Below are 25,746 nucleotides of genomic sequence, written 5' to 3'. Positions count from 1 at the left end.
CTTAACAGCCAACAGCCAACAGCCAACAGCCAACAGCCAACAGCCAATACCTTGTCCCGTGAGGTGTGCGGGCAATAGCCGCAAAAAAGCCCGGAGGTGATCCGGGCTGTTTTGTGGCTTGGGGCGTTGCGCTTGTTTACGCCACCACCACCTTCGCCTCACCTGGCTGCATGCGGCCGATCACGCAGGCGTCGGCGAAGCCGTGGCCTTTGAAGGTTTCCAGCACTTGCTGGATGGCGCCGGGCTGGCACGAGACCAGCAGGCCGCCCGAGGTTTGCGGGTCGGTCAGCAGCGCGCGCATGGCGTCGGACACGTTCTCGCCCAGTTCCACGCTGGTGCCGTAGGAGGCCCAGTTGCGGCCCGATGCGCCGGTGGCAATGCCTTGTTCGGCCAGGGCGCGCACGCCAGGCAGCAGCGGCACCAGCTTGCTGTCGATGCAGGCCGTCATCTCGGCACCGCGGGCCAACTCCAAGGTGTGGCCCAGCACGCCGAAGCCGGTCACGTCGGTCAGCGCATGCACGCCGTCAATCTGCGCCAGCACGGTGCCGGGGCGGTTGAGCTGGGTGGTGGTATGCACCATGGCGGCGTAATCGGCGTCACCCAACAGGCCTTTTTTCAGTGCGGCCGATTGGATGCCTACACCCACGGGCTTGCCCAGAATCAGCACGTCGCCGCTTTGCGCGTCGCTGTTGCGCTTGAGGTTTTTCGGGTTGACGATGCCAATGCCGACCAGGCCGTAAATCGGCTCGACCGAATCGATCGAGTGGCCGCCCGCCAGCGGAATGCCGGCTTCCTGGCACACCGATTCGCCGCCTTCCAGAATTTTGGCGATCACATCGTGCGGCAGCACATTGATCGGCATGCCCACAATCGCCAGCGCCATCACCGGCGTGCCGCCCATGGCGTAAATGTCGGACAGCGCATTGGTGGCGGCGATGCGGCCAAAGTCATACGGATCGTCGACGATCGGCATGAAGAAATCGGTGGTCGCCACAATCGCCTGCTCGTCGTTGATCTGGAAGACCGCAGCGTCATCGGCCGTCTCCGTACCCACCAGCAACTGGGCGTAGAACTGCTTGGGCACGGCGCTCTTGCTCAACAGCTCGGACAGCACACCGGGCGCAATCTTGCAGCCGCAGCCGCCGCCGTGCGAGAGCGAGGTCAGGCGAGGGGTGGTGGAGGTGGGCGTGGACGGTGCGTTCATTCGGGAATCCTGGTGGTGACGACAAGAAAAAGCGCAGCGCCAAGGGCGCGCAGCAGCGCTATTATCCGCAGCCCGGCAATGCCGCTGCCCGCGCTGATGTTTAGCGCAGCTGTGTTACTGGAGCATGGGGGCGGGCAAGATGGCGGAAAGCAGCAGGAGTCGAACCTACCCAGGAGTGGCTGACACCCCTCACCGGGTTTGAAGCCCGAGCTTTCAACCGGGAAAGCTTCCCTTTCTAAAGTGAAGAATCCTTTTGAATCAATGTCTTGTATGATTCTTGAGGACTCTGGAGGTGCTCCTCCTGTATCACTTGCATGTCACATCTGTGGTGTGTGTGTCTGACCATTGTAGGTGCCCCAAGTGAGAAATCTTGGAAAAACTCTCTGAGGGCATCTCAATAAGACCTTGGGCTCAGGTTCCCCCGTGCGCGGTCCTGAGGAGGGCTCCGGAGGGCTGAAGGGGGACGGGGTCTTGTTCTACTGCCTTGGAGGTCTCCATAGCTGTGTGAGCTATCGCACACTTTGACTGTCCATAATTCATCCGGTAATCTATTGAGACACATAACTATAGGACTCAAGATGAGTGATTGGGACTTTCTGCATGACATGCATCACAAGGGCTATTCTGCGGATGACATAGCCGATGCAGCCGCCATTGGATATGCCCCTTGGCATGCCGCTCATATCAACTTTGGGGATGAGCCTAAGGCTAGGTCTTCTGGGAAGGCTTCAGCTCCAAAGGTGGCCCCTGTTAAGCAGTCAGCTCAGGATGGCCCTGCCGATCAGACGGCTAAAGCCCTTCAGGCCATGGAGATGCTCAGGCAAGCAGGGATTCTCACTAGACCTCAGTTCCTAGCCTGTAAAGCGGCAATCCAGAAGTAGCCTCCTGTCTGAATGCTGGATAGTTGATGGGGTGACCACAATCGGTCGTTTACGGTCAGGGTGTCCTGGGGGTGTTCAAAAGATAGGGTGACAGTGTTCTGTACATGGTGTACATTCCGTACATCCATTTAGTACACCAGAGGAGCCCCTTTCGATGTCCACTAGCGTCAGCAGCACCCCTAGAGTCTTCGCTTACTGCCGTGTCTCTACCTCAGACCAGACTACCTCCAATCAGCTACAGGAGATCGCTGGAGCGGGCTTTGAGGTCTCCCCTAGGCGAGCCATCACTGAGACCGTTAGCGGCTCTGTAGCGGCCTCTGAGCGCCCTGGATGGGCCTCCCTGGTCGCCAAGCTGGAGGCTGGGGATGTGGTGGTGGTCACCAAGCTGGATCGACTAGGGCGGAATGCCATGGATGTCAGGACGACTGTGGACGGTCTTGCTGCTGAGGGCATTCGGGTCTATTGCCTAGCTCTTGGTGGGATGGACCTCACGAGCCCAGCGGGTCGGATGACCATGGGGGTTATTGCCGCTGTAGCTGAGTTTGAGAGAGACCTGCTCATCGAGAGGACTCAAGCAGGGCTGTCGAGAGCGAAGGCTGAGGGCAAGAGCCTGGGGAGGCCCAAGAGCCTGACCGATGAGGAGACTCAGGAGGTCCTCAGGAGGCTTGCTGCTGGTGAAGCTGTAGCCGCAATCGCTAGGGCTATGGGGACCAGTCGGCAGACCGTGATGCGGATCAGGCAGGGTAATCTAGAGGCGATCTAAACAGCCCCGCTGGAGGTCACCAGAGGCTCCCTGTGAGGCTCTGCGGTCTGGCTGGTGGGATTGCCTGCATGCACGGCCATTGGTGCTCCTGGTGGCTTTTAGCCTGCTTCGATTAACCCACACCATTGGTAGGCGTGAGACCCTTCCAGAGGAGCCCAAAGGCACCGGAGTCCCTGTAGAGAATGACCATCATCAGATGAAGCTAGTCAGTCCTGAGGAGGGCCCGTAGTCCAGAGGAGAGACCTACAGAGACCCAATGGAGTCCATAGGAGCCCTATAGAGAGATGACCATACAGAGATGACCATCACTAGAGGAGAGTCTAGACCCAATGGAGAGCCCATAGGAGACCGGGGGGGGGAGTATTTGGTGTGGGTTAATTGGTCTATCTGTGACCCTATCGGTAACCTATGGGCACACTCCTCCAGCGCCAGCAAGAGATACCCTCAGGAGACGCCTATAGGCCCGCTGCTGGCGTCCCTGGTCTTGCCTGTGGTTAGAGGCTTCTAGCGTGGGTAGACCTTCGGGAGGTCCATGGAGCCGTAGGAGAGCTTCTGGATGGCCTTTCTGAGGTCTTCCATGTCCAGGTGCGTGTAGACCTTACGGCCTGTGGATCCACTAGGCTCGTGCCCTATGATGACCTCCATAGTCTTCTCTGAGACCTCAGCCTTAGCTAGTCGGGTTCTGACCGTATGCCGGAAACTGTGGAAATCCAGCCACTTGGCCTCCAGGCCGGGGAAGCTCTTTCGGTATTCGCTGAACCATGAGCTAGCGGTATTCCTGTTCAGGAGCGGCCATAGACTGCCCTTGGGGTCTGCCTTGCGGACCTCCTCTGCATAGTCCAGGAGGCCCAGCCGGATCAGCTCGGAGTGAATAGGGATAGACCTCCGCGCGGCTTCGGACTTCAGGCTCTGGCCCTCCCCCTCATCGGTGATTCGGATGACCGGGATTCCATCCACCTCGGTGATGTCTGGGATCAGTAGCTGGGTCAGCTCTCCCATTCGGGCTCCAGTGTAGATACCGAGGATAGGTAGCCAGTAGGCTGCTGGTCCTCCTCCCTTGCGGTCTTCTGGTGGTAGCGCATAGGACTGGTGAAGCGGTTGACTGAATAGCGTCTCCAGCTCATGGTCTTTCCATGGAATTCGTGTGACCTTCTTGGGGACCTCAATGGAGAGCTTCTCCCAGGGATTCCTCTGGATGACCTCCAGTTCCTGAGCGGCGAACCGCAGCAAGGAGGAGACGTACATCAGATGGTTCTGGGCAGTCTTAGGGCCGAAGGGTCTAGCGGGCTCTTGTAGCCACGCCTTGAACGCGTTCCCGTGGGCTCTGCTGACCTCCTGGATGAACAGGGGTGAGCCCAAGCACTCCTCAGCGAGACCCAAAGCCCGAGAGCTGGCCTGCGTGGCGTCGCTAGACTTCGGGGCAGCCTTCAGCCAGAGGTCCCGTATCTCCCTCAGGGTGTGGCTTTTGCTTGGAGCTGGGGCGGCTGAGGGAGTGCCGAGAACGCCCATAGGAGCCTCAGGAGGGACTGTTGGGGTCTGGGTAATGGGTAGGTGGCTATCTGTGCTTAAAAGCTCTCCAGCGTCCATCCTAGAGGCGTCCTGCCACGCCTGCCGGTATGACCTCAGGTAAGCCTTGAGGGCCTCCGGTAGTCCATCGGTCTGCTCTGTGATGGTGAAGCCCAGCGCCAGCGCATCAGCCTGGAGGAGCGGAAGGACAGTCCGAAGGTTCAGACCTGCTAGAGCCCTCCCGGCAGCCTTGGACTCCGTGGCGTTGAGGGTGGTCAGTACATTCAGCTCCCAGTCACTGAGGCCCTCCAGAGGGCTTCTCTCGGGCAGCGGGATAGATCCATCTGGGCTCCGCATCAGCGGTAGACCCACTAGGGAAAGTGCTCGGAGGGTAGGGTCTTTCCCTTCCCTTCGGTACTGGTCAGCCTGGAGGACACGCCTACGGGCTCCTGCGGCCAGGACTTGCAATAGCTCAGGAGTGATGACCTCCAGAGCCTGGGGGCTTAGTGCCTTTCGCTTGGTCTCAAACTCCTCAAGCCATTCGGCTCTCAAGCGGAGACCCTTTCGGACTGCCTCAGCCTTGTCGCTGGTGCGTAGGGACGGGTTAACTCTGGGCTTGCCGTAGTGTGCTTGGAGGTCCTCTGGGATGAGCACCCGCAGGTAGTAGCGGGAGCCCCTGAGGTTAAGACCCTCAACTGTTGCCATCTCATCTTCTCCAGTAGGGAGGTCCTGGGGTAGATGTGTCATGGGCATGTATCACTTATGGGGCGGAAAGCAGCTAGAGTCGAACTAACCTAGGAGTGGCTGACACCCCTAACCGGGTTTGAAGCCCGGCCGCACCACCGGGCACGATTGCCTTCCTTTGCAGAAGAGCGCTGATTGTAGCCAGTCTGGCGCGGCGTGGAAGCAAATGTTCTTGAGCGAAAGCGCAGGCGCGAGCGCATTAGAGCATCAGCGCCCGGCCCCAGCCGCCCAGCGCACGCCGGGGCGCAGCACATGGCTGTCGCGCACGCGGCGGGTGTAGCCGACGCGGTCAAAAAACTCCAGGATCTGGATGGCGCGTTTGCGGCCCAGGCCGGTGGCGTCGCGGAAGGCGGCGGCTTCCACTTCGCCGCGTTCGGCTTGCGCGGCCAGCTCGGCGATCAGGGCGGCCAGCGCATCCACTTGCGCGGCAGCGTAGAACAAGTCTTTCACCACCTGGAAAACAGCGCCTTGGCGGCCCAGTTTTTTCAGCAACTGGCGCACCAGCTCTTCGGCGCTGCCGTGGTCGCGTGCCAAATCTCGCACCCAAGGCGGGTCGTAGCGGCCGGCTGCAATAGCGGGCAGCAGCTTTTGCGCCAGTGCCTGTTCGGCGGCGCTCAGTTGCACGCTGTGGCTGGGCAGGTGCAGCCAGGCGCCGGTGCTGCTGATGTGTCCGCCAGCCAGCAAGGTATCGAGCAGGCCGCTGTAAAGCGCGTCATGTACGCCGTGTTGCAAGCTGGGCAAAGCCATGCGGCGCAGGCGAGCGGCGTTGATACCGGGTTCGTCCGGCGCCACGCTGTGAAAACGCTCCAGCGCTTGCAAGACCTGGTTTTGCAAGCTTTGCCATGCCTCATTGCCCAGCAGCAGCGCATCGCCATCGGCGGCGGGCAGTTCCATGCTGCCTGCAGGTACGGGCGGTTGCGCCAGGCCGGTCAGGCGCAGCAGCTGCGAGCGCGGCAAGCCGTGCGGCGCTTCGGCCAGCAGCGGTGCGCTGTCTTGTGTGGTGACCCAGTGTTCCAGCGCTGCCAAATAGGCCAGGCGCGCCTCGCTGCGGCGTTTGCGGGCAGGCGCATACGGGTCCAGCACCATGGCGCCGGCGATGGTGCGGTTGGCCTGCGCGTTGCGCACGATGATACGGTCGCCCGGTTGCACCACGGCGGCTTCGTCCAGCACCAGTTGCGCCAGTGCTTCGGTGCCGGGCGCGAGTTCGCCGTCTTGCAGCAGCGCAATATGGCCGGTGCAGCGCATGGTGCCCAGGTGCAAGTGCACGGGCGCCCAGGGCTTGAGGGCAGGCGCGTCGGCCAGCAGATGCAGGCGCACGTCAATGCGCTGCGTGGTTTGCAGCAGACGGGCATCGAGCATCCAATCGCCGCGGCTGATGTCTTCTTTGCCTATGCCGGCCAGGTTCAGTGCGCAGCGCTGGCCCGCCACGCCGTTGTCGGCCGCCTGGTTTTGTGCGTGGATGCTGCGCACGCGCACCGTTTTGCCGCTGGCCGAATGCACGAGGCTGTCGCCCACGGCTACACGGCCATTGAAGACTGTGCCGGTGACGACCGTGCCTTGGCCTGACAGGCTGAAGACGCGGTCCACCGCCAGGCGGAACAGCCCTTGCTGCGCACGCTGCGGCATGGTTTGCGCAATGGCATGCAAATGCTGGCGCAGCGCCCAGACGCCTTTGTCGTCGGGCAGGGCAGCAGCGGTTTCGTAGATCGGCGCGCCAGCCAAATTGCTGCGCGACAGGATGGCGTTGATCTCGTCTCGCACCTCGTCGATGCGCTCACGCGCTACGCGGTCCACCTTGGTGAGTGCTACTGTGCCTTGGCGAATGCCGAGCAGTTGCAGAATTTCCAGGTGTTCCAGAGTTTGCGGCATCACGCCGTCGTCGGCGGCCACCACGAGCAAAGCGTGGTCGATGCCCACGGCGCCCGCGGCCATGGTGTGGACAAATTTTTCGTGCCCGGGCACGTCGATGATGCCCAGCACATCGCCGTTGGCGAGCGGCGCGTAGGCGTAGCCCAGCTCGATGGAGATGCCGCGCGCTTTTTCTTCTTTCAGGCGGTCGGTGTCGACGCCGGTGAGCGCCCGCACCAAGGTGGTTTTGCCATGGTCGATATGGCCTGCGGTTCCGATGATCATAGTTTTTTGTTCACTGCTGCTGCGCTGTTCAGTCTTGCTGCCAATAGGCATCAACCAGTTCGCCGTCAGCGTCGATATGCCACCACTCGATGACGACGCTTTGCTTGCCAAAACCCAGCCAGCCCAGCACGCCTTGGCGGGCCGAGAGGCGCGGGCAGCGCCACAGGCTGTCGCCCGGGCTCCACTGCGCCAGCGCGGCCTGGCGGACGGCCGCCGGCAGCTCAGGCGATTGCAGGTCTACCTGCCGGTCTTCGTCGCTGAATGCCTGGGCCATGGCGTTTTGTTGCTGCTCAGTTTTGCGCCAACTGCAGCTGTTGCCAGTTGTCGGCAAAGGCGGCTTGGTCGGCTGCTTCGAGGCAGCGCAAATCCAGCCACAGCGCATCTTCGCGCAGGCGGCCGATTACGGGCCTGGGCAATTGGCGCAGGCCGGCTTCCAGTTGTTGCAGCAGGCGGCCCGCGTGTTTGCGCTCGGCGGCGCGAATGCACAGGCCAAAGCTGGGCAGGCTTTCCACTGGCAGGGCGCCGCTGCCGATCTGGCTGCTCATGGCGGCGGGCTCCACCACATACTGCGGACCCAGGCGGTTTTGCAGGGCGGCTTGCAGCGCTTGTGCTTGCGCTTGCATGGCGCTGGCCGGGCGGGTGAACAGGCGCAGCGTGGTCAGGCGCTCGGCCAGTTGCTCGGGGTGAAGGTACAGGCGCAGCGTAGGTTCCAGCGCGGCCAGGGTCAGCTTGCCCACGCGCAATGCGCGCTTGAGCGGGTTTTTTTTGATCTGGGCGATCAGCGCTTTTTTGCCGACGATGATGCCGGCCTGCGGCCCGCCGAGCAGCTTGTCACCGCTGAAGGTGACGATGTCGGCGCCGGCTTCCACAGTCTCGCGCACTGTCACTTCGTAGGGCAGGCCCCAGTCGCGCATGTCGATCAAGGTGCCGCTGCCGAGGTCGACAAACATTGGCAGCCCGTGCTCGTGCGCCAGCCAGGCCACATCGGCGTCGGCCACGGCTTTGGTGAAGCCGGTAATGGCGTAGTTGCTGCAGTGCACCTTCATCAGCGCGCCGGTGTGCTCGCCGATGGCGGCCACATAGTCTTTCTCGTGCGTGCGGTTGGTGGTGCCCACTTCTACCAGTTGAGCGCCCGCGCGGGTCATCACATCGGGGATGCGGAAGGCGCCGCCAATCTCTACCAGCTCGCCGCGTGAAACCACCACTTCTTTGCCCAGCGCCAGCGTGGACAGCACCAGCAGCACGGCGGCCGCGTTGTTGTTGACGATGGTGGCCGCCTCGGCGCCGGTCAGGCGGCAGACCAGGTCTTCCACCAGATCGTCGCGGTCGCCCCGGCCGCCGTCGGCCAGGTCGTATTCCAGATTGCTGGGCGTGGCCAGGGCTTGCGCAACCGCGTCAATCGCCTCTTGCGGCAGCAGGGCGCGGCCCAGGTTGGTGTGCAAGACCGTGCCGGTGAGGTTGTAGACGGCTTTGAGGCGCGGCGCAAACAGGGCTTGCAGCTGGCGCTCGGCAGCGCTCAGCAGGCTGTCGGCGCTGGGTGCCTGTGCGCTGTCTTTGTTGGCCAGCCAATGCGTACGCGCCTCGGCCAGCGCTGCGCGGATGGCGTCGGTGCACTGCGTTTTGCCATAGCGCTGCAGCAGCTCGGCGGTGCGCGGGTGTTGCAGCAGTTTGTCGACAGAGGGCAGGTGGAAGGCGGTGCTCATGGCAATGCAAAGTCTGAAAAACAAAAAACGATGGCTGCTGGTGGGCAGCCATCGTGCAGTATGGCACGGCGCCTGGGCAGCCGTGCGGGAGCGATGGACGCAGAGGGGCTCAGTGCAGGTCGGGCACCGTTGCGGCTTCGCTGCCGGTTTGCGGCTCAGCCACGGCCACGAACAGCAGCGGGTTGCCGCTGGCGCGCTGGAACTGGGTCTCTTCGCTCATCAGCAGGTCCAGCATCAGGCTGGCCAGATCGTCGGCCAGTGGCTCGGCCAGCGGGTCTTTCTCCTGGTTGACGATTTTGCGGTAGCTGCCGCATTCGCTGCAGGTTTCGGCCAGCACCACGTCTTTGCCGCCTTCGAGGCCCTGGTAGTGGATGCCCTTGGTCGATTCGCAGTGCGAGCATTTCACGCGCACCATGTGCCATTCGGTGGCGCAGCAGCCGCAGTGCAGGTAGCGGTGGCCGGCCATTTTGCCGCCGATGCGCACCACGCTGGCAACCGGTTCGGTAGCGCAGACCGGGCAGATGGTGGCCGGGTCGGTGTACGGCACATCGGCCACATTCAACTGGCTGGCGCGGCGCGCAAACACCACTTGCAGCGCGGCCATGACAAACGGCGCCATGCCCACATCACGGGCCGCCAGCTCTTTGCTCAGCAGGCGCTTGGCCAGGGCGTTGCGCTCTTCGGTGTTGCTGGCTTTGAGCTCGGCAAGCAGCGGCTGCAGTGGCGCAGGCAGGCCGTCGGCGACGGAGAGCTGCTCCAGCATGCCGTCCAGCACCTGGTGCCAGACCGGGTCCAGGTGGTCGGCCGCTGGCAGCAGGGGCGACGAGAATTCTTGCGCCTGTGCCATGGCGGCCGCATCGGGCGCAGCCACTTGCAGGTTTTGCACCGCGTGGTGCTGGGCTTGCACCAGGCTGGCGATGAAGTTCAGGTAATCGGCAATCGGGTTGCCTTCGGCCAGCTGGCGGATGCGGCTGGCGCGCTCCAGGAACAGGCTGCTGGTGTTGGGCAGCAGCACGCGCGGGAAGCTGGTGTGGTCGAGCGATTCGATCTCGCCCGGTTGAAGAATGCGTTGCATGCGGGAATTCTCTCAAAAATCAACGCCGATAGACCTTGCGGGGCTATCGGCGTTTGTATGCATTGGGCGTCCAAAACCCAGGTAGATCAAGGCGCGATCACGGCGTTTGAGACGAGGCGCTGGCACGAAGACAGTAGCAACGCTACGGCGAGTGTCAGCAACGATGTATCAGACGTTGTGATCGTGCCCCGCCCCTCAGTCCTTTTCGCCGGTCATGCGGCGGTACCACAGCGGATGGTGGAACTTGGCCCAGGCGCGGGTGACGGTGCCGCGCGTCATGGCGCGGATCGTGCCCTTGGTCCAGATGGCCGCGTAGATGTGCGCCATGATCAAGCCGATCAGGCCGAAGGCCGAGATGGCGTGGACCAGGCTGGCAGCGCGCACCACGGTCACCGGCAGGTTCCACCAGGCGCGCCACATCAGCACACCGGTCACCACCAGGCCCAGCATGCACAGCACCAGCAGCCAGAACAGCACCTTCTGGCTGCCGTTGTACTTCTCGACCGGCGGCATCTTGTCGTGGTCGCCATCGAGCAGCGCGGGCACGTTCTTGAGCCATTCCACATCGCGGTCCTTGATGATGTTCAGCTGCCAGAAGCGGAAGAACATGACCAGGAAACCAAAGGCCATCACCAGGCCGATGTAGGGGTGGAGAATGCGCGTCCAGGGGCCGCCACCGAACAGGTTCGTCATGAAGAAGAACGAGGGGTGGAAGAACGCCAGGCCGGACAGCGCCAGCAGCACAAAGCTGATGGCCACGACCCAGTGGTTGACACGCTCGCCAGCGCTGTAACGCTGAATGTCACGGGAGTTGTGCTTCATCGTCCTGCCTCCTTGCGGTTGTCAGCACCGGATTCGGCGCGCGCCTTGCGGGCTTCTTCTTCCTCCAGCTCCTCGGGCACTTCGAGCGGGCCCTTGGTGACGTAGTGGAAGAAGCTGCCCACGGCAGCCACGCCCAGGGCGGCCAGCGCCAGCGGCTTGGCCACGCCCTTCCACAGGCTGACCATCGGGCTGATCTTGGGATCGTCCGGCAGGCCGTGGTAGAGCGAAGGCTTGTCCGCATGGTGCAGCACATACATGACGTGCGTGCCGCCGACGCCTTGCGGGTCGTACAGGCCAGCCTTGTCAAAGCCGCGTTCCTTCAGGTCGGCCACGCGCTCGGCAGCGCGCTCTTGCATGCCGGTCTTGGTGCCGAACATGATGGCGCCGGTCGGGCAGGTCTTGACGCAGGCCGGCTCCTGGCCCACGGCCACGCGGTCCGAGCACAGCGTGCACTTGTAGGCCTTGTTGTCCTTCTTGGAGATGCGCGGAATATTGAAGGGGCAACCGGTCACGCAGTAACCGCAGCCCACGCAATTGCTCTCCTGGAAGTCCACGATGCCGTTGGCGTACTGCACGATCGCGCCAGGCGAGGGGCAGGCCTTCAGACAGCCGGGGTCTTCACAGTGCATGCAGCCGTCCTTGCGGATCAGCCATTCCAGGTTGCCCGTTGCCTCGTTTTCATACTCGGCAAAGCGCATCACGGTCCAGGAGTTGGCCGTCAGATCGGTCGGGTTGTCGTAGACGCCGGCGGCTGCCGTGCCCACGTCATCGCGCAGATCGTTCCACTCCATGCAGGCGGTCTGGCAGGCCTTGCAGCCGATGCACTTGGAGACATCGATCAGCTTGGCCACCTCGCCGGCATGCGCTTCGCGCACGCTCGGCGATGGGGTGGTGGTGGCGGAGCGGCGCTTGATATCCAAAGATTGTAGAGATGACATCGCTGCTCCTTAGGCCTTCTCAACCTTCACGAGGAAGGTCTTGAACTCTGGGGTGTTGCTGTTGCCGTCGCCGACAAAAGGCGTCAGGGTGTTGGCCAAAAAGCCTGGCTTGGTCAGGCCCTTGAAGCCCCAGTGGATAGGAATACCCACGTGGTGCACCGTCTTGCCTTCGATCTGCATGGGCTTGATGCGCTTGGTCACCACCGCCGCTGCCTTGATGAAGCCGCGCTTGGAGCTCACCCTCACCATCTGGCCGGTCGTGATGCCGATCTCCTTGGCCAGGGCCTCGCCGATTTCGACGAACTGCTCGGGCTGGATGATGGAGTTCAGCAAGGCGTGCTTGGTCCAGTAGTGGAAGTGCTCGGTCAGGCGGTAGGTCGTGCCCACGTGCGGGAACTCGCTCGCCTTACCGAAGGTGTCCCAGATGCCCGGGAAGACGCGGGCGGCAGGGTTGCTGACGGCCTTGTCGTTCTTCGGGTACATCGGGTTGTAGCCCAGCGGGTTGTCAAACGCCTCGTAGTGCGTCGGGAACGGACCTTCGTTCATGCCCTTGCGTGCAAAGAAGCGCGCCACGCCTTCGGGGTTCATGATGAACGGACCGGTGCCGGCTTCGGGCTTGATGGCCGCGCCGTAATCGGGCACGTCCGCGCCGCCCCAGGCCTTGCCGTTCCACTTGACCAGCGTGCGGTTCGGGTTGAAAGGCTTGCCTTCCAGGTCGGCCGACGCACGGTTGTACAGCACGCGGCGGTTCGCTGGCCAGGCCCAGGCCCAGTTCAGCGTGTTGCCGATACCCGTAGGGTCGCTGTTGTCGCGGCGGGCCATCTGGTTGCCTGCCTCGGTCCAGCAGCCGGTCCAGATCCAGCAGCCGCTCATGGTTGAGCCATCGTCGCGCAACTCACCAAAGCCCGACAGCTGCTGGCCCGCAGGGCGCAGCACCTTGCCTTCGGCATCGGTCAGATCGGTCAGCGCACGGCCGTTGTACTCCTTGGCCAGCTCTTCGGACGTGGGGTGCGCAGGCTGTGCATAAGGCCACCACAGGTTCAGGATCGGGTCGGCAAACTTGCCGCCTTCCTTCTGGTAGGCCGCCTTCATGCGCAGGTGCAGGGCCGACATGATCGCGATGTCGGTCTTGGCTTCTCCGGGCGGCTCGGCCGCTTTCCAGTGCCACTGCAAGACACGCGACGAGCTCACCACCGCACCATCTTCTTCGGCAAAGCAGGTAGTGGGCAGGCGGAACACTTCGGTTTGCACCGAGGCGGTGTCGATGTCGTTGTACTCGCCGTGGTTCTTCCAGAACTCCGAGGTCTCGGTAGCCAGCGGGTCCATCACCACCAGGAACTTCAGCTTGGCCAGACCGGCGCGCACGCGGTCCTTGTTGGACAACGCCGCCAGCGGGTTGAAACCCTGGGCGATGTAGCCGTTGACCTTGCCCTGGTTCATCAGCTCGAACACCTGCAGCATGTCGTACTGCTTGTCGAGCTTGGGCAGGTAGTCGTAGGCCCAGTTGTTGTCCTTGGTGGCGGCCGGGCCCCAGAAAGCCTTCATCAGGCTGACGTGGAACTTCGGATAGTTCTGCCAGTAGCTCATCTGGTTGGCGCGCAAAGGCTTTTGCGTGCGCGTGTCGATGTACTTCTGGTAATCCTGCTCGCCCTCGTTGGCCAGGGTCAGGTAGCCGGGCAGCGCGTTGGACAGCAAGCCCAGGTCGGTCAGGCCCTGGATGTTGGAGTGACCGCGCAGCGCGTTCATGCCACCACCGGCGATACCGATATTGCCGCACAGCAGCTGCACCATGGCGCCGGTACGCAGAATCTGCGCGCCGATCGAGTGCTGCGTCCAGCCCAGCGCGTACAGAATGGTCGCGGCGCGGCCGGCTTGCGCGGTCGAGGCGAACTTCTCGCACACGTGCAGGAACTTGTCCGTGGGCGTGCCGCAAACACTCTCCACCTTCTCAGGCGTATAGCTGGCGTAGTGGCGCTTGAGCCATTGGTACACGCAGCGGGGGTGTTGCAGCGTCGGGTCGGTCTTCACATAACCGTCTTCGCCCAACTCGTAATCCCAGCTGGCCTTGTCGTAGGTGCGCTTTTCGGGGTTGTAGCCCGAGAAAATGCCCTCGTCGAACGCAAAATCTTCCTTCACGATGAAAGTGAAGTCGGTGTAGTTGCGCACGTACTCGTGGTGGATCTTGTCGTTGGTCAGCAGATAGTTGATCATGCCGCCCAAAAACACGATGTCGCTGCCCGAGCGAATAGGGGCGTAGAAATCCGCCACCGATGCCGATCGGTTGAAACGCGGGTCCACCACCATGAAGTGAGCCTTGTTGTGCTCCTTCGCCTCGGTCACCCATTTGAAGCCGCAAGGGTGGGCTTCAGCGGCATTGCCGCCCATGATCAAAATAACGTCCGCATTCTTGATGTCGACCCAATGGTTCGTCATCGCTCCACGGCCAAACGTCGGGGCAAGACCTGCCACCGTCGGGCCGTGTCAGACACGGGCTTGGTTATCGAATGCGAGCATGCCCCATGAACGGGCCACTTTGTAGGTGATGTAACCGGCTTCGTTGCTGGAGGCCGAAGCGGCCAGCATGCCAGTCGAGGTCCAACGGTTCACCGTCAGGCCGGCATCGGTCTTTTCCAGGAAGTTCGCGTCGCGGTCTTCCTTGAGCAGCTTGGTGATGCGGGTCAGCGCTTCATCCCAGGACAGGCGCTTCCACTCGTTGGAGCCGGGCGCGCGGTATTCGGGGTAGAGCAGACGGTTGGGGCTCTTGACGATGTCGAGCAGCGAAGCACCCTTGGGGCACAGCGTGCCACGGTTGACCGGGTGGTCGGGATCGCCTTCGACGTGGAACACCGACAGCTTGGCGTTCTTCACGCCATCGCCCAGCGAATACATCAAAATGCCGCAGCCGACAGAACAGTAGGTACACGTCTGGCGTGTCACTGTGCTGCCGACCAGTTTGTACTGGCGGACCTCAGCAAGCGCGGTGGCGGGCGAGAAGCCCATCACCGCCAGGCTGGATCCTGCCAGGGACGTACCAGTCACTTTCATGAACTGGCGCCTGGAGAATTGCACCATGGGATTGTCCTTTCTCAAGAAGGATGCTTTTATCTAGCTATTTACCGGCGGAATTGTAATTGCCATAACGCAATACAGGAATAAGTTGACCATTGTGGTTATCCACCAGATTTGACTGTTTGGTGAAAAGGGCTTTGTGGCGCAGAAATTTCATAAAACCAATCAAATTCACAGGCTTGCGGTATTTAGTGAATAATGTGCTTTATGAGTGAACTGCCCGTATCGCCCGCTCAGGGCGAAAGTAAAGTTGCTGTATTGGCCGACAGTGCTGTTACACCTCAGACCCGCTTGCGCCGCCGCCTCTTGCTGGCTGGCCTGGCGGCATCGGCTTTCCTGGCCGGCTGTGCCTCCAAACCCAGCAGCACCGCCAGCGCCTCGGGCGCCAGCAGCGGCCGTGTGCCTGGCGGTGCCGGCACAGCTGGCTCGGTCGCCCCCGTAGGCCTCAACCTGAACGCCGATCTGCGCGAAGCGCTCTACGCCCGCGTGATGATGGTGGTGAACACGCCCTACACCTATGGCGGCAATACGCCGGAAGGCGGCTTCGATTGCAGCGGCCTGATCCAGTACGCCATTGCCGGCATCACCACGCGCAAGCTGCCACGCTCCACTTCGCAATGGGTAGGCGTGAGCGCACCCATTGAGCGCAGCGAACTGCAGCGCGGCGATTTCGTCTTCTTCAACACCTTGGGCGGACGCTATTCGCACATGGGCATCTACGCCGGCAACAACCAGTTTGTGCATGCGCCATCGAGCGGCGGCATTGTCAAAACGGTGAGTCTGGCGAACCCTTATTTCGCCAAGCGTTTTACGGAAGCTAGAACGATCTTTGCGGGCTGAGGCAAGGCCGCAGTTGCCTACGGAGTAGGGCTGGCAATGCTTGCAGCAAGTTGGCATTGCTTGCCGCAGCTGGCCGGGTCTCGCCCCGGCAGGCGACTGACTTTCTTGCTGCACGTCCGGTGTGCCGGCCCAGAAGAAAGTCAGCAAAGAAACGTGCCCTACATCCAGCGTCCCCAAAAGCTTCGCGGAGCGAATCTTTCGGGGCAACCTGCGCTCGAAGCAAACACCGGCGTGCAGACGAACTCTCTCCGCGCCAAGGCGCTCCGTTCAAACAGCGTCTGCAAGTCAGAGCACGAAGTTTGGCTGTCCTGCGGCAGCCAAACCGCCGGCGTTTACTCCGATCGCAGGCGCTGGCTGAAGGGGTTGTGGAACAGCCAAACAGCCGGAATATCCAACAGCCTGCGAGAGTTGCGCCAACTGGCTACTTCTGCTGGCGAGACCCGGCCAGCAACTGCAAGCCAAGCAGCACAACGCCAGTGAGAAAACAGCCTGCACACCATCCGCGCAAAGCACAAATATCCAACCGTCACCGCCAAGCAAACGCACTCCATGGATGCGCCGGATTCAGCAACCAGCCCTGCAGCTCTTCCTGGCTGAGCGCACGCCCCATGGCGTCAGCGCGCCCCGTGGCCACCCACTGGGCGCGGCCTTGCACGTAGGCTTGGCCAAAGTCTTGCCAGCTGGCAAAACAATCGCGGGCGCGGGCGGCGTTGAGCTGCAGCAGCAGCCACTGCTGTTCGGGCGGCAGCCAGCCCAGCATGGCGGCTGTGCGCACAAAAAAGCTGATGCGTGCGCAGGCAAAGGCCATGGCGGCGCGTGGGTCGTCGCCGGGTTGCAGCTTGTCCAGGTCAAAACACCACCAGCGCGTACGCAGCAGATCGGGCAATTGCTGGCGCACGCTGGCGTTGTCCAGGTCGGTGCGCAGGCCAAACTCGTGCAGCGCCATCGGGCGCAGCGAGGCGGCCAGCTCGTCGGTGGGCTCGGGCAGATCGCTGTCGGCAAAGCCGCCTTTGATGGCGTGGAAAGCCATGGGGTGGGCCAGCGCCAGCGCCCAGTTCTGCTCGGGCTGCAGGCGGTAGGTTTGGCTCGCAGCACTGGCAGCGCCCACAGGGTTGGCGTTTTTGCCGAACTGCTGGCCAAATGCTTTCACGCACTTCCACACCAGCCATACCGCCAGCGCAAAAAACAGCAACTGGATCATGGCGTGGCCCGCTTTTGCGCCGGCACGGGCTTGCCCGCTTGCTGCAAGGCGTAGGCGAGCGGCGGCGAAATCTGCTGCCCGGCCAGTACCGAGCTGTCGCGTGCCGCAGCCAGCCACTGCACCAAGGCCGTGGTTTGGCGCACATGGGCCAGCAGCGCGGGCTGGCGCTGCCACAGCTGCAGTTGTTCGGCTTCTGTCACCAGCTCTTCCACGGCGCGCCAGCCTTCGGCCACGCGCACCAGGCGCATGGCCAGCGCATCGTCAGGCGATGTTTCGGCGCTGGGCAGCTGGTTCAGAAAGCCCAGCACATCGCTGCGGTAGCGGTCGATCGGCGGGCGATTCTGCTTGCCCTTGATCTGGTCAATGCGCAAGCGCCCGTCGTCTTGCACCCAGGCGCTGATGGTGATGCGCGGCTGCTGCTGGCCGGTGCGGTAGCTGAAGATGCGCATGCGGCCTTGCTCGCAGTTTTCGGCATAGTGCTCGCCGTAGCCTCCGGTGAGAAAACGGCGGTTGGCAAACTGGCCCAGGCAGTGGCGCATCATCTGGCTTTCGTAGGCCATCTCGGCACGCAGCGCCTGGCTGCTGGGCAGCAGCTCGACAAACTCGCCATTGCTGCCTTGCCACAGCGGCGTGGTGGCTTGCGGGTTGTGCTCGCGCCAACCGGCCAATTGTTTGGTGGCGAAGGCCTGGTGCTCTTGCTCCCAGCGCTCCAGCGCCTGCGGGCAGTTGATGCGCATGAGCTTGCCTTCGAGCGATGTGCCTTTGCGCGTTTGCAAGAACTCGATCAGCCTGGTTTCCAACGCCAGCACCGCTTCGTCGCCGGGGTTGATGAACCACAGCAGCGGCTCGTCACTGTCTTTGCGGCTGCCCGCCCGCGCCAGCAAGGCAACGGCCCAAGGCGGCGGGCCGTTGCGGTAGCGTTGTTGCAGCTCGTCCATGCTGGTAATGGGCTGCAGCGCTGGCGGCGGCGCACGGAAGTTGCCCACCAGGTAGCGGTAAAAATGGTTTTGCAGCCAGGCGCTGATCTCGGCGTTGTCGCCGCGCTGCTCGCTGCGCCGGGTAATGGCTGCCTTGATCTCGGGCGCGTTGAGCATATTGCGCGCCTGGTATACCGCCTGCTCGCTCATGGCGTTACCAGAACTTCCACCACGGCTTGCCACTGCCGCCTGCGTTGGGCGCGTTGCTGGCAGCGCTGCTGCTGGCCAGGCTGGCTTTGTCGGCTTTGCTCAGCTGGGGGCGCAGCTCGGCAATGCTCTCTTCCAGGCGCTGGCGCTCGTCGGGGTGGCTGTCGGCAGAAAAGCGTTGCGCGTCCTGGTAAATCTGCATGGCCTGGGTGGCGCTGCCCGAGGTTTGCATGGCATCGCCAGCGCGGCGCAGCAGGTAGGCGTTTTTGCGCTTCACCAGCTCGGGCAGCAAGGCTTGCAGGCGTGGCAGCACTTCGGCGCCATGCGTGGCCGAGTAGTAATCGAGCTGGTTGAGCAGGCTGCTCAGGTAGTCGTAGCGCGACTCGCTCTGCTCCTCTTCGTCCAGCGTGCTCCACCATTCGTCCAGGCGCTCCAGCCAGATGCTGTTCTCCACATTGCGGTTCTGCTGGTAGAGCGCATAGGCCACTTTGGGGAAATAGCTGCTCGGGTCGTGGCGGCCGTAGCCGTTTTCCTTGCTGTAGTGCCACAGCTGCTCGCCGGCGCTGATGATCTGCGGGTAGTTGTCGGTGGCGATATAGGTGGAGACGATGCCGTTGTAGTGCTCGGCAAACGGGCTGGTGGCAATGCCTTTGGCGTGCAGTGCCAGTGCGCCGTCGTAGTTCTCGTCGTTGTAGCGGTACTTGATGGCGAGGTTGTTGCACAGCATCGAGTAGTCGTGCAGATCGCCATCTTTGTAGCTGCCCTGGCCGGTGGCAAACCAGTGCTCGAAGCGCGCCTGCCCGGTCTCGTAATAGTGCTTGATCCAGCGCAGCAGCTCGTCATAAGGCCAGTCCTCGGGCAGCTCTTCGCCGGGCACGCCAATGGCTTGCTTGAGCTCCCAGTCATCGTCCAGATGCACACCCATCGCATAGCACCAGCTGGCGGCATCGGTGCGGATGTACGGCGTTTGCAGCGCAGCCGCCAAGCCCAGATTGCGCGCGCGGGCGACAAACAGGCGGTAGCTCAACTCGCCGTTCGCGTACTGCGGCAGGTCGCGCAAAGTCTCCAGCAGCGGCAGCGCCTCGGCGTACCGCTCAGCCACAAACAAGGTGTTGCCTTGCAGCACCCGCCACAGCGGATGGTTGGGCGATTGCTGCTGCACGATGGCGCTGAAGTGCGCGCAGGCCTGCTCGGGCTCCATGCCGGCGGGCAGAAACTCGCCCATCTCGTCGTCCTGGCTGGCGGCCATCAGGCACAGCGCCCAGTAAGGCGCGCCGGCGTTTTCGCCCAGGTGTGCCAGCGCTTGGCGTGCGCCCGCTTGTTTCGATGTGCCACGGCTGTGCAACGTGCTCTCGAAAGCCATGTGCGCGGCCTCGGGCAGGCGGCCGGCTTGCACCAGCCAGTCGATCAGCTGGGCGCTCATCTCGTCGCTGCTGTCCTGCGTCAGTGCAAAGCGGCCTTCCAGGCCTTTGGCAATGGCGGCGTCGATCTGGCCTTGGCGGTACAGGCTGCGCGCTTGCACCCGCGCCAGTTGTGCCAAGGTGTCGCGCCGCGCTGCGGGCGATGCGCTGGGCGGCAGACTGGCGAGCGTGTGGTCGCTGTAAGCGGTTTGCAGATCGGGCGCCAGCGTTACTACCTCGTCGGCGAGCTTCAGCCAATCGTCGGTATCAATGTCCTGGCCTGCGCCGGGTTGCTGCAGCTTGGCAAAAGCGTAGTGGCCAAAATCGCGGGCCGATGTGGCATTGCCCTTGGCCGCCTCGATGCCGCCCAGGCGCGTGGCCAGCACGGCGTCGTCCCAGGCACGGAAGCTGGCGCGCTCGGGCTGGCGCGATTTGTGTTGGTGCTGCTTGCGGTAGATCTGCTCTTGCAGATCAAAAGCCTTGGCCTGCTGTGCGTGCCGCGCCAGAAAGCGCCAGGCACGCTCCGGGTCGCCTTGCTCGCCCCACTGGTCGACGGCGCTGATCGCGTTCTGCACCACGGCGCGGTATTGCTCGGGCGGCATCTCGGGCACGTCTTCGGCCACGTCGGCTTGCATCATCGCCATGGTCACCGCGGCGTCGCGCTGCGCAAGGTGGCTCAGGTCGTTCAGCAGGCGCGGCTGGTGCTCTTGCACGCTGGCCAGGGCTTGCGCGGGCTGGCCGCCCATGGCCCACAGGCGGTAGAGGCGGCGCAGCTGGTCCAGGTCGTCGGGCAGCATGCTTTGCTGCGCCAGGCGCTCGTTGGCTGCCGCTTGGCGCGCGCTCCATTCCTGCTGTTGCTCCTCGTCTTCGCTGTCGTAAATGGCTTCCACCTGGTCAAGGTAGGCGTCAAGTGAGTCGCCATGCAAGGCGGTGGACGAATCGGAAACGGAAGCCATCGGTGTTGCCCTTTTTCTGTAGCTTTTGGTCTGCGCATCCCCTGTGCGCAGACAGCATGCTAATGGCTCGGCATGCATCTCGATAGCGCGGCGTGGCGCTTGGCGCGTTTTCTGCGCTTTGAAAACGCGTAAAAAGCCAAGTGGAAAAGGCGTTGGCTGCTATCAATATTGCTAGCTAGCTGATGTTGCTATTTGTTAGCAATTGTTTTGAGGGCGTCGGGCGCGACGCTGCTGCTGGTTCTTGTTCTAACTGGTGTTAGTGGCCTTTGCTGGCAGCTGCTGGCCGGGACTCGCCCCGGCAGGCGACCTCCCTTTTGAGCAGCCAAAAGGGAGGCGAAAAATCTGCCCTGCATCCAGCGTCCCCGACCGCCCCGCGAAGCGGGGCAATCGGGGCAACCTGCGATCGGCGTCAACGCCGGCGTGCAGACGAACTCTCTCCGCGCCAAAGCGCTCCGTTCAAACAGCGTCTGCAAGTCAGAGCACGAAGTTTGGCTGTCCTTCGGCAGCCAAACCGCCGGCGTTGACGCCGATCGCAGGCGCTGGCTGAAAGGGTGGGGAGAACATCCTGAACAGCCGAACAGCCTGCAGGAGTTGCGCCAATGTACGGCAAGGCCAGAATGGCCTGCCCCGCAGCAACAACGCATAGGGGCTCATATCGCCACCCCAAGACGAAGACTCTCCACGTGAGCATTGCGGCTGCTTTCGTCACCACGCTTGCGCACCTCGAAAATCAGTGATGAAGAAAAAAGCCGCCCGCAGGCGGCTCGGTGTTGGGCGGCGTGGCTTACTGCGCTATCACTACTTCGCCGCGCAGCGTATAGGCCATGGCTTCGGTGATGCGCACATCCACCAGCTGGCCGATCAAACGCTCCTGGCCGGGGAAGTTGACCACGCGGTTGCATTCGGTGCGGCCCATCAGCTCGCCGTTGTCGCGCTTGGATTTGCCTTCCACCAGCAGGCGCTGCACGGTGCCCAGGCGCTCTTCGCTGATTTCTTTGATGTTGCGGTTGATCACGGCTTGCAGCTCTTGCAGGCGGCGCAGCTTCACCTCGTAGGGCGTGTCATCGGGCAGGTTGGCGGCGGGCGTGCCTGGGCGCGGGCTGAAGATGAAGCTGAAGCTGTTGTCAAAGCGCACGTCGTCGATCAGCTTCATCATCTTCTGGAAGTCTTCCTCGGTCTCGCCGGGGAAGCCCACGATGAAATCGCTGCTCATCGCCAGATCGGGGCGGATGGCGCGCAGCTTGCGCACGGTGCTCTTGTATTCCATAGCGGTGTAGCCGCGCTTCATGGCCATCAGAATCTTGTCGCTGCCGTGCTGCACGGGCAGGTGCAAATGGTTCACCAGCTTGGGGATCTTGGCGTAGGCCTCGATCAGGCGCGGCGTGAACTCGTTGGGGTGGCTGGTGGTGTAGCGAATGCGCTCGATACCGGGAATCTCGGCCACGTACTCCAGCAGCAGCGCAAAATCGGCAATCTCGGCGGTGTCGCCCATCTTGCCCAGGTAGGCGTTCACGTTCTGGCCCAGCAGGTTGATCTCTTTCACGCCCTGGTCGGCCAGGCCGGCAATCTCTACCAGCACGTCTTCAAACGGGCGGCTCACTTCTTCGCCACGGGTGTAGGGCACCACGCAGTAGCTGCAGTACTTGGAGCAGCCTTCCATGATCGACACAAACGCCGTCGCACCATCCACACGCGCTGGCGGCAGGTGGTCGAACTTCTCAATCTCGGGGAAAGAGATATCGACCTGCGGCTTGGCCTTGGCGGCGCGCTCGTTCAGCAGCTCGGGCAGGCGGTGCAGGGTTTGCGGGCCAAACACCACGTCCACATAGGGCGCGCGCTTGATGATCTCGGCCCCTTCCTGGCTGGCCACGCAACCGCCCACGCCAATCAGCACGCCTTTTTCCTTCAGGTGCTTGACGCGGCCCAGATCGCTGAACACCTTCTCTTGCGCCTTCTCGCGCACCGAGCAGGTGTTGAACAGAATCAGGTCGGCCTCTTCCACATCTTGCGTGGGCTCGTAACCCTGGGCGGCGCCCAGCACATCGGCCATCTTGTCCGAGTCGTACTCGTTCATCTGGCAGCCAAAGGTTTTGATAAAGACTTTTTTGCTCATCGTGGAATCCATAGCGCCACGGGCTCTGCAGCAGAGGCCGTGGTCATCAAAGCCTGCCGCGCTGGAGCCCAGCGCCGGCAGTTATAAAAATGAAGAGAGTGGGGGGGCCTGCTTACTTGAGCAGGTTGCTCCAGAAGCCGTTGTCGGCGCGGTCGCGCTTGAGGGCGGCTTCTTCGCTGTTCAACACCCAGGCGGCATGCACGCGGCCGCTGGTTTTTTCGATCACGTAGTTCACGTTCAGCTGTTCGCCCAGCACGGTGCCTTGGCGCACCATCATGTTTTTCTGGTTGTACAGCTTGAAAGCGGGCGCCAGCAACACCTGGTTGCCGTCGATCGTGCCTTGGGTGGTACTGGTGACCACCAAGGTGCCACGCAGCGCGTGCTTGGGAAATGCGCGTACCGAGCCTTGGAAAGGTGCGAAGGTGGCCGTCTGCGCAAAGCTGGGCAGAACGGGCGCGCCGAGGCCCAAAACCAGGGCGGCAGCCGCAGCGCAGCTGGCGCGGCGCAAGCGGCTGGTGGAAGGGGCAGAAAGTGGGGGTGTTGAGCAGCGTTGCATGGTGTATATCCAGGGGCTGGAAGCCGCATTCTACAAAGCCCGCCCTTGTCGCAGCCGCTTGCTGGGGCTTGGGCTGATGCCTGGCGGCAACAACGGCGGGCAGATGGCCGCATGGGCGCCGTGGCCATGGCCGGGTCGGGTAGCTGTCCGGCGGCTGGGCTGTTGCACAAAAAACCTTGACCAATGTCAGCACTCGCTATGGCCTCAGGCCGCGCTAGCACTTTGGTGGTCGACACGGAATGAGGGTTACTCTGTAAAGTTACTTAAATTTTGTGTAAATACAATCCGCCCACCAGCCACGACCAGGGCAGAACCATGAAAAACAGTGCCAGCGGTCTAGAAAGCAAGCGACAGCAGGTCGCTGCTTTGCTTTATGACGGTGTGTTGAATGCAGAAGACTGGTATGCGGGCATCGATGCCATAGGCAACCAGTTGGGGGCTGTACTTTTCAATTTTTTTACCCTGGGCAGTGGCAGCGCAGGAGTGCTGGACAGTGTGGACAACCAAGAGCAGGTAGGCGGCCTGGTCAAGGAGATGCGTGATTACCTGGACCACTGGATTCGGACGGATGTCCGCATGCAAGTCTTGATGGATATGCCGCTGGGTGAAGTGATGTGTGACCACGAGCACATCAATACACGCGAAATTTCTCGCCAGCCGGTCTATACCGAGTTTTTGCGCCCACTTGGCTTGCAGAACACCATGGGCGCCTTGGTACGCGATGACAACGGCGTGCGCGATTTCATTGGCTTTATCCGCCCTTCCGACCACAAACAGTACGGCAGCCGAGAAAAGCAATTCATCCAGCAACTGATGCCCAGCTTGATGGGCGCTGCGCGTTTACGTGCCCACATGGCCACTCTCTCGCGCCAAGCCAGCTTGGGCATGGCGGCGCTGGAGACCCTGGCCCAAGGCATTGCAGTGGTCGATGCGCAAGGCCGCATCCACTACGCCAACGCGGCCGCTGAGCGCTTGACGCAGTTGCCCAGCCCCATAGGCACAGCGCAAGGGCGCTTGCTGTGCCGCAACCCGGTATTGCAGGCGCGCTTGCAGCAGCTGCTGGCCAAGGCCTGCGCCAGCCCGGCCCAGGCGGGCGCGTTTGATTCGCTGATGGGCAGCACCCAGGCCACGCGCCTGGTGGTAACCGTCTTACCGCTCAAAGCCAGCCATGCCTTGAGCAGCAGCTGGCAAAAACCGCTGGCCTTGGTGGTGCTGGTGGTACCCGGCTCCATCAGCGCGCTGGACCACCGTGTGGTTTGCGACATGCTGGGTTTGTCGCCCAGCGAGGCGCGTTTGCTCTTGCTGCTGGTGGCGGGCAAATCGGTCAAAGACTTTGCTGCGGTCGAAGGCTGCAGCTGGCACACCGCCCGCTCGCACCTGAAGAACCTGATGCGCAAAACCGGCTGCCACCGGCAGTTGGAATTGGTGCAATTGCTGCAGGCTTTGCAGCTGGGGTAAGCGCCATGAAACAGCCGATCGACACCATTGCGAGCCAGCTATACGACGGTGTGTTGTCGGCAGAAGACTGGTATGCGGGCCTGGATGCCATGCGGAACGCTTTGGGTGCCGGCTTCTTTAATTTTTTCACGCTCGGCAGCGGAAGTGCTGGCGTGCTGGACAGTGTGGACAACTTGGGGCAGGTGGGTGCGCTGGCCGACAAATTGCGCGACTATCAGGAGCATTTGATCGACACCGATATTCGCATGCAGGTGCTGATGGGCATGCCATTGGGCGAGGTGATGTGTGACCACGAGCGCATCAGTGCGCGCGATATCGCACGCCATCCGGTGTATGCCGATTTTTTGCGTCCAGCCGGATTTCAGTACACCGTTGGTGCCTTGGTGCGCGATGACAATGGGGTACGGGATTTCATCGGTCTTATCCGCCCGGCCGATCACAAACAGTACGGCAGCCGAGAAAAGCAATTCATCCAGCAACTGATGCCCAGCTTGATGGGCGCTGCACGTTTGCGTGCCCACATGGCCACTCTCTCGCGCCAAGCCAGCTTGGGCATGGCGGCGCTGGAGACCTTGGCCCAAGGCATTGCGGTGGTTGATGCGCAAGCCCGCATCCACTACGCCAACGCGGCCGCTGAGCGCTTGACGCAGTTGCCCAGCCCCATGGGCACAGCGCAAGGGCGCTTGCTGTGCCGCAACCCGGTATTGCAGGCGCGCTTGCAGCAGTTGCTGGCCAAGGCCTGCGCCAGCCCGGCACAGGCGGGCGCGTTTGATTCGTTGATGGGCAGCTCCCAGGCCACGCGCCTGGTGGTAACCGTCTTGCCCCTCAAAGCCAGCCATGCCTTGAGCAGCAGCTGGCAAAAACCGTTGGCCTTGGTGGTGCTGGTGGTGCCCGGCGCCATCAGCGCGCTGGACCACCGCGTGGTTTGCGACATGCTGGGCCTCTCGCCCAGCGAGGCGCGTTTGCTCTTGCTGCTGGTGGCGGGCAAATCGGTCAAAGACTTTGCCGCCGTCGAAGGCTGCAGCTGGCACACCGCCCGCTCGCACCTGAAAAACCTGATGCGCAAAACCGGCTGCCACCGGCAGTTGGAATTGGTGCAACTGCTGCAGGCCTTGCAGCTGGGTTGAGCGCCTCTAAGAGCGTAGAGATCGTCAACACGCTCTAACAAAGCCGGCCCTTGCGGGCCGGTAAAAAATGCGAAGCGCTGGGGTCTGACCCAGCCCGCCATGGGCTGGGCCAAAGCCCAGCGCTGTCGCTTCC

General features: G+C 62.4%; 18 protein-coding genes and 2 tRNA genes. 4 read left to right on the top strand and 16 right to left on the bottom strand.

Going from position 1 to position 25,746, the window contains the following annotated elements; all coding sequences use genetic code 11:
* Positions 1–136: 136 nt before the first annotated feature.
* Entirely contained in the window at positions 137–1,204 is a 1,068-nt protein-coding gene (gene selD, locus ACFIQF_RS01275) for a selenide, water dikinase SelD (RefSeq protein ID WP_393939398.1), read from the bottom strand.
* A gap of 140 nt (positions 1,205–1,344) precedes the next feature.
* Positions 1,345–1,436: transfer RNA gene (locus tag ACFIQF_RS01270), tRNA-Sec, on the bottom strand.
* Between the two features lie 803 nt (positions 1,437–2,239).
* Between ACFIQF_RS01270 and ACFIQF_RS01265 the strand changes: the two genes are divergently transcribed.
* Entirely contained in the window at positions 2,240–2,848 is a 609-nt protein-coding gene (locus ACFIQF_RS01265) for a recombinase family protein (RefSeq protein WP_393939396.1), read from the top strand.
* 504 nt (positions 2,849–3,352) lie between these two features.
* On the opposite strand, the gene ACFIQF_RS01260 is transcribed toward ACFIQF_RS01265, so the two are convergent.
* From ACFIQF_RS01260 to fdnG, 9 genes are all read right to left on the bottom strand, one after another.
* Positions 3,353–5,059: a DUF6538 domain-containing protein gene (locus tag ACFIQF_RS01260; protein ID WP_393939394.1), complete on the bottom strand. Its 1,707-nt coding sequence runs from the start codon at positions 5,057–5,059 to the stop codon at positions 3,353–3,355.
* A gap of 63 nt (positions 5,060–5,122) precedes the next feature.
* A tRNA-Sec gene (locus tag ACFIQF_RS01255) sits at positions 5,123–5,215 on the bottom strand.
* Between the two features lie 90 nt (positions 5,216–5,305).
* Positions 5,306–7,231 (bottom strand): selenocysteine-specific translation elongation factor, encoded by a 1,926-nt coding sequence (gene selB / locus ACFIQF_RS01250; RefSeq protein WP_393939392.1) that lies wholly within the window; start codon positions 7,229–7,231, stop codon positions 5,306–5,308.
* Between the two features lie 28 nt (positions 7,232–7,259).
* The gene (locus ACFIQF_RS01245; protein WP_393939391.1) at positions 7,260–7,505 is read right to left on the bottom strand and encodes a hypothetical protein; all 246 of its coding nucleotides are present in this window, start codon (positions 7,503–7,505) and stop codon (positions 7,260–7,262) included.
* A 16-nt stretch (positions 7,506–7,521) separates the two neighbouring features.
* Positions 7,522–8,934 (bottom strand): L-seryl-tRNA(Sec) selenium transferase, encoded by a 1,413-nt coding sequence (gene selA / locus ACFIQF_RS01240; protein WP_393939389.1) that lies wholly within the window; start codon positions 8,932–8,934, stop codon positions 7,522–7,524.
* Between the two features lie 109 nt (positions 8,935–9,043).
* Entirely contained in the window at positions 9,044–10,009 is a 966-nt protein-coding gene (fdhE, locus tag ACFIQF_RS01235) for a formate dehydrogenase accessory protein FdhE (RefSeq protein ID WP_393939388.1), read from the bottom strand.
* Between the two features lie 195 nt (positions 10,010–10,204).
* The gene (locus ACFIQF_RS01230) at positions 10,205–10,831 is read right to left on the bottom strand and encodes a formate dehydrogenase subunit gamma (RefSeq protein ID WP_393939386.1); all 627 of its coding nucleotides are present in this window, start codon (positions 10,829–10,831) and stop codon (positions 10,205–10,207) included.
* Positions 10,828–11,769, bottom strand: a complete 942-nt coding sequence (gene fdxH / locus ACFIQF_RS01225; RefSeq protein ID WP_393939385.1) for a formate dehydrogenase subunit beta — start codon at positions 11,767–11,769, stop codon at positions 10,828–10,830. Before fdxH ends, ACFIQF_RS01230 begins: the two co-directional genes overlap by 4 nt.
* A 9-nt stretch (positions 11,770–11,778) precedes the next feature.
* The gene (gene fdnG / locus ACFIQF_RS01220; protein WP_393939384.1) at positions 11,779–14,841 is read right to left on the bottom strand and encodes a formate dehydrogenase-N subunit alpha; all 3,063 of its coding nucleotides are present in this window, start codon (positions 14,839–14,841) and stop codon (positions 11,779–11,781) included.
* A gap of 204 nt (positions 14,842–15,045) precedes the next feature.
* On the opposite strand from fdnG, the gene ACFIQF_RS01215 reads away from it, so the two are divergent.
* Complete coding sequence (locus ACFIQF_RS01215) at positions 15,046–15,678, top strand: C40 family peptidase (RefSeq protein WP_393939382.1); 633 nt, start codon at positions 15,046–15,048, stop codon at positions 15,676–15,678.
* A gap of 526 nt (positions 15,679–16,204) precedes the next feature.
* On the opposite strand, the gene ACFIQF_RS01210 is transcribed toward ACFIQF_RS01215, so the two are convergent.
* From ACFIQF_RS01210 to ACFIQF_RS01190, 5 genes are all read right to left on the bottom strand, one after another.
* Positions 16,205–16,879 (bottom strand): DUF1266 domain-containing protein, encoded by a 675-nt coding sequence (locus tag ACFIQF_RS01210; protein ID WP_393939381.1) that lies wholly within the window; start codon positions 16,877–16,879, stop codon positions 16,205–16,207.
* Complete coding sequence (locus ACFIQF_RS01205; RefSeq protein ID WP_393939380.1) at positions 16,876–18,006, bottom strand: hypothetical protein; 1,131 nt, start codon at positions 18,004–18,006, stop codon at positions 16,876–16,878. The genes ACFIQF_RS01210 and ACFIQF_RS01205 overlap by 4 nt, the downstream gene beginning before the upstream one ends.
* 4 nt (positions 18,007–18,010) lie before the next feature.
* Positions 18,011–20,359 (bottom strand): hypothetical protein, encoded by a 2,349-nt coding sequence (locus tag ACFIQF_RS01200; RefSeq protein WP_393939379.1) that lies wholly within the window; start codon positions 20,357–20,359, stop codon positions 18,011–18,013.
* A gap of 784 nt (positions 20,360–21,143) precedes the next feature.
* Complete coding sequence (miaB, locus tag ACFIQF_RS01195) at positions 21,144–22,472, bottom strand: tRNA (N6-isopentenyl adenosine(37)-C2)-methylthiotransferase MiaB (protein ID WP_393939378.1); 1,329 nt, start codon at positions 22,470–22,472, stop codon at positions 21,144–21,146.
* Positions 22,473–22,584: 112 nt separating this feature from the next.
* Positions 22,585–23,028, bottom strand: coding sequence for a hypothetical protein (locus ACFIQF_RS01190; RefSeq protein WP_393939376.1), 444 nt, complete (start codon positions 23,026–23,028; stop codon positions 22,585–22,587).
* A gap of 315 nt (positions 23,029–23,343) precedes the next feature.
* On the opposite strand from ACFIQF_RS01190, the gene ACFIQF_RS01185 reads away from it, so the two are divergent.
* Both ACFIQF_RS01185 and ACFIQF_RS01180 read left to right on the top strand, forming a co-directional pair.
* A complete protein-coding gene (locus ACFIQF_RS01185; RefSeq protein WP_393939374.1) occupies positions 23,344–24,486 on the top strand; it encodes a helix-turn-helix transcriptional regulator in 1,143 nt (380 codons plus the stop codon).
* 5 nt (positions 24,487–24,491) lie between these two features.
* Positions 24,492–25,613, top strand: coding sequence for a helix-turn-helix transcriptional regulator (locus ACFIQF_RS01180; protein WP_393939373.1), 1,122 nt, complete (start codon positions 24,492–24,494; stop codon positions 25,611–25,613).
* Positions 25,614–25,746 lie beyond the last annotated feature (133 nt).

The sequence above is a fragment of the Comamonas trifloxystrobinivorans genome (assembly GCF_043359985.1).
Classification (GTDB): Bacteria; Pseudomonadota; Gammaproteobacteria; order Burkholderiales; family Burkholderiaceae_C; genus Comamonas; species Comamonas trifloxystrobinivorans.
The sequence above is the reverse complement of the archived record's forward strand: the minus strand, read 5'-3'. Positions and strand labels throughout refer to the sequence as shown.

Bases quoted from the DNA above. Each gene is read 5' to 3' on its own strand.
- selD (WP_393939398.1), bottom strand. From the start codon at position 1,204: ATGAACGCACCGTCCACGCCCACCTCCACCACCCCTCGCCTGACCTCG.
- ACFIQF_RS01265 (WP_393939396.1), top strand. From the start codon at position 2,240: ATGTCCACTAGCGTCAGCAGCACCCCTAGAGTCTTCGCTTACTGCCGT.
- ACFIQF_RS01260 (WP_393939394.1), bottom strand. From the start codon at position 5,059: ATGGCAACAGTTGAGGGTCTTAACCTCAGGGGCTCCCGCTACTACCTG.
- selB (WP_393939392.1), bottom strand. From the start codon at position 7,231: ATGATCATCGGAACCGCAGGCCATATCGACCATGGCAAAACCACCTTG.
- ACFIQF_RS01245 (WP_393939391.1), bottom strand. From the start codon at position 7,505: ATGGCCCAGGCATTCAGCGACGAAGACCGGCAGGTAGACCTGCAATCG.
- selA (WP_393939389.1), bottom strand. From the start codon at position 8,934: ATGAGCACCGCCTTCCACCTGCCCTCTGTCGACAAACTGCTGCAACAC.
- fdhE (WP_393939388.1), bottom strand. From the start codon at position 10,009: ATGCAACGCATTCTTCAACCGGGCGAGATCGAATCGCTCGACCACACC.
- ACFIQF_RS01230 (WP_393939386.1), bottom strand. From the start codon at position 10,831: ATGAAGCACAACTCCCGTGACATTCAGCGTTACAGCGCTGGCGAGCGT.
- fdxH (WP_393939385.1), bottom strand. From the start codon at position 11,769: ATGTCATCTCTACAATCTTTGGATATCAAGCGCCGCTCCGCCACCACC.
- ACFIQF_RS01215 (WP_393939382.1), top strand. From the start codon at position 15,046: ATGAGTGAACTGCCCGTATCGCCCGCTCAGGGCGAAAGTAAAGTTGCT.
- ACFIQF_RS01210 (WP_393939381.1), bottom strand. From the start codon at position 16,879: ATGATCCAGTTGCTGTTTTTTGCGCTGGCGGTATGGCTGGTGTGGAAG.
- ACFIQF_RS01205 (WP_393939380.1), bottom strand. From the start codon at position 18,006: ATGAGCGAGCAGGCGGTATACCAGGCGCGCAATATGCTCAACGCGCCC.
- ACFIQF_RS01200 (WP_393939379.1), bottom strand. From the start codon at position 20,359: ATGGCTTCCGTTTCCGATTCGTCCACCGCCTTGCATGGCGACTCACTT.
- miaB (WP_393939378.1), bottom strand. From the start codon at position 22,472: ATGAGCAAAAAAGTCTTTATCAAAACCTTTGGCTGCCAGATGAACGAG.
- ACFIQF_RS01190 (WP_393939376.1), bottom strand. From the start codon at position 23,028: ATGCAACGCTGCTCAACACCCCCACTTTCTGCCCCTTCCACCAGCCGC.
- ACFIQF_RS01185 (WP_393939374.1), top strand. From the start codon at position 23,344: ATGAAAAACAGTGCCAGCGGTCTAGAAAGCAAGCGACAGCAGGTCGCT.
- ACFIQF_RS01180 (WP_393939373.1), top strand. From the start codon at position 24,492: ATGAAACAGCCGATCGACACCATTGCGAGCCAGCTATACGACGGTGTG.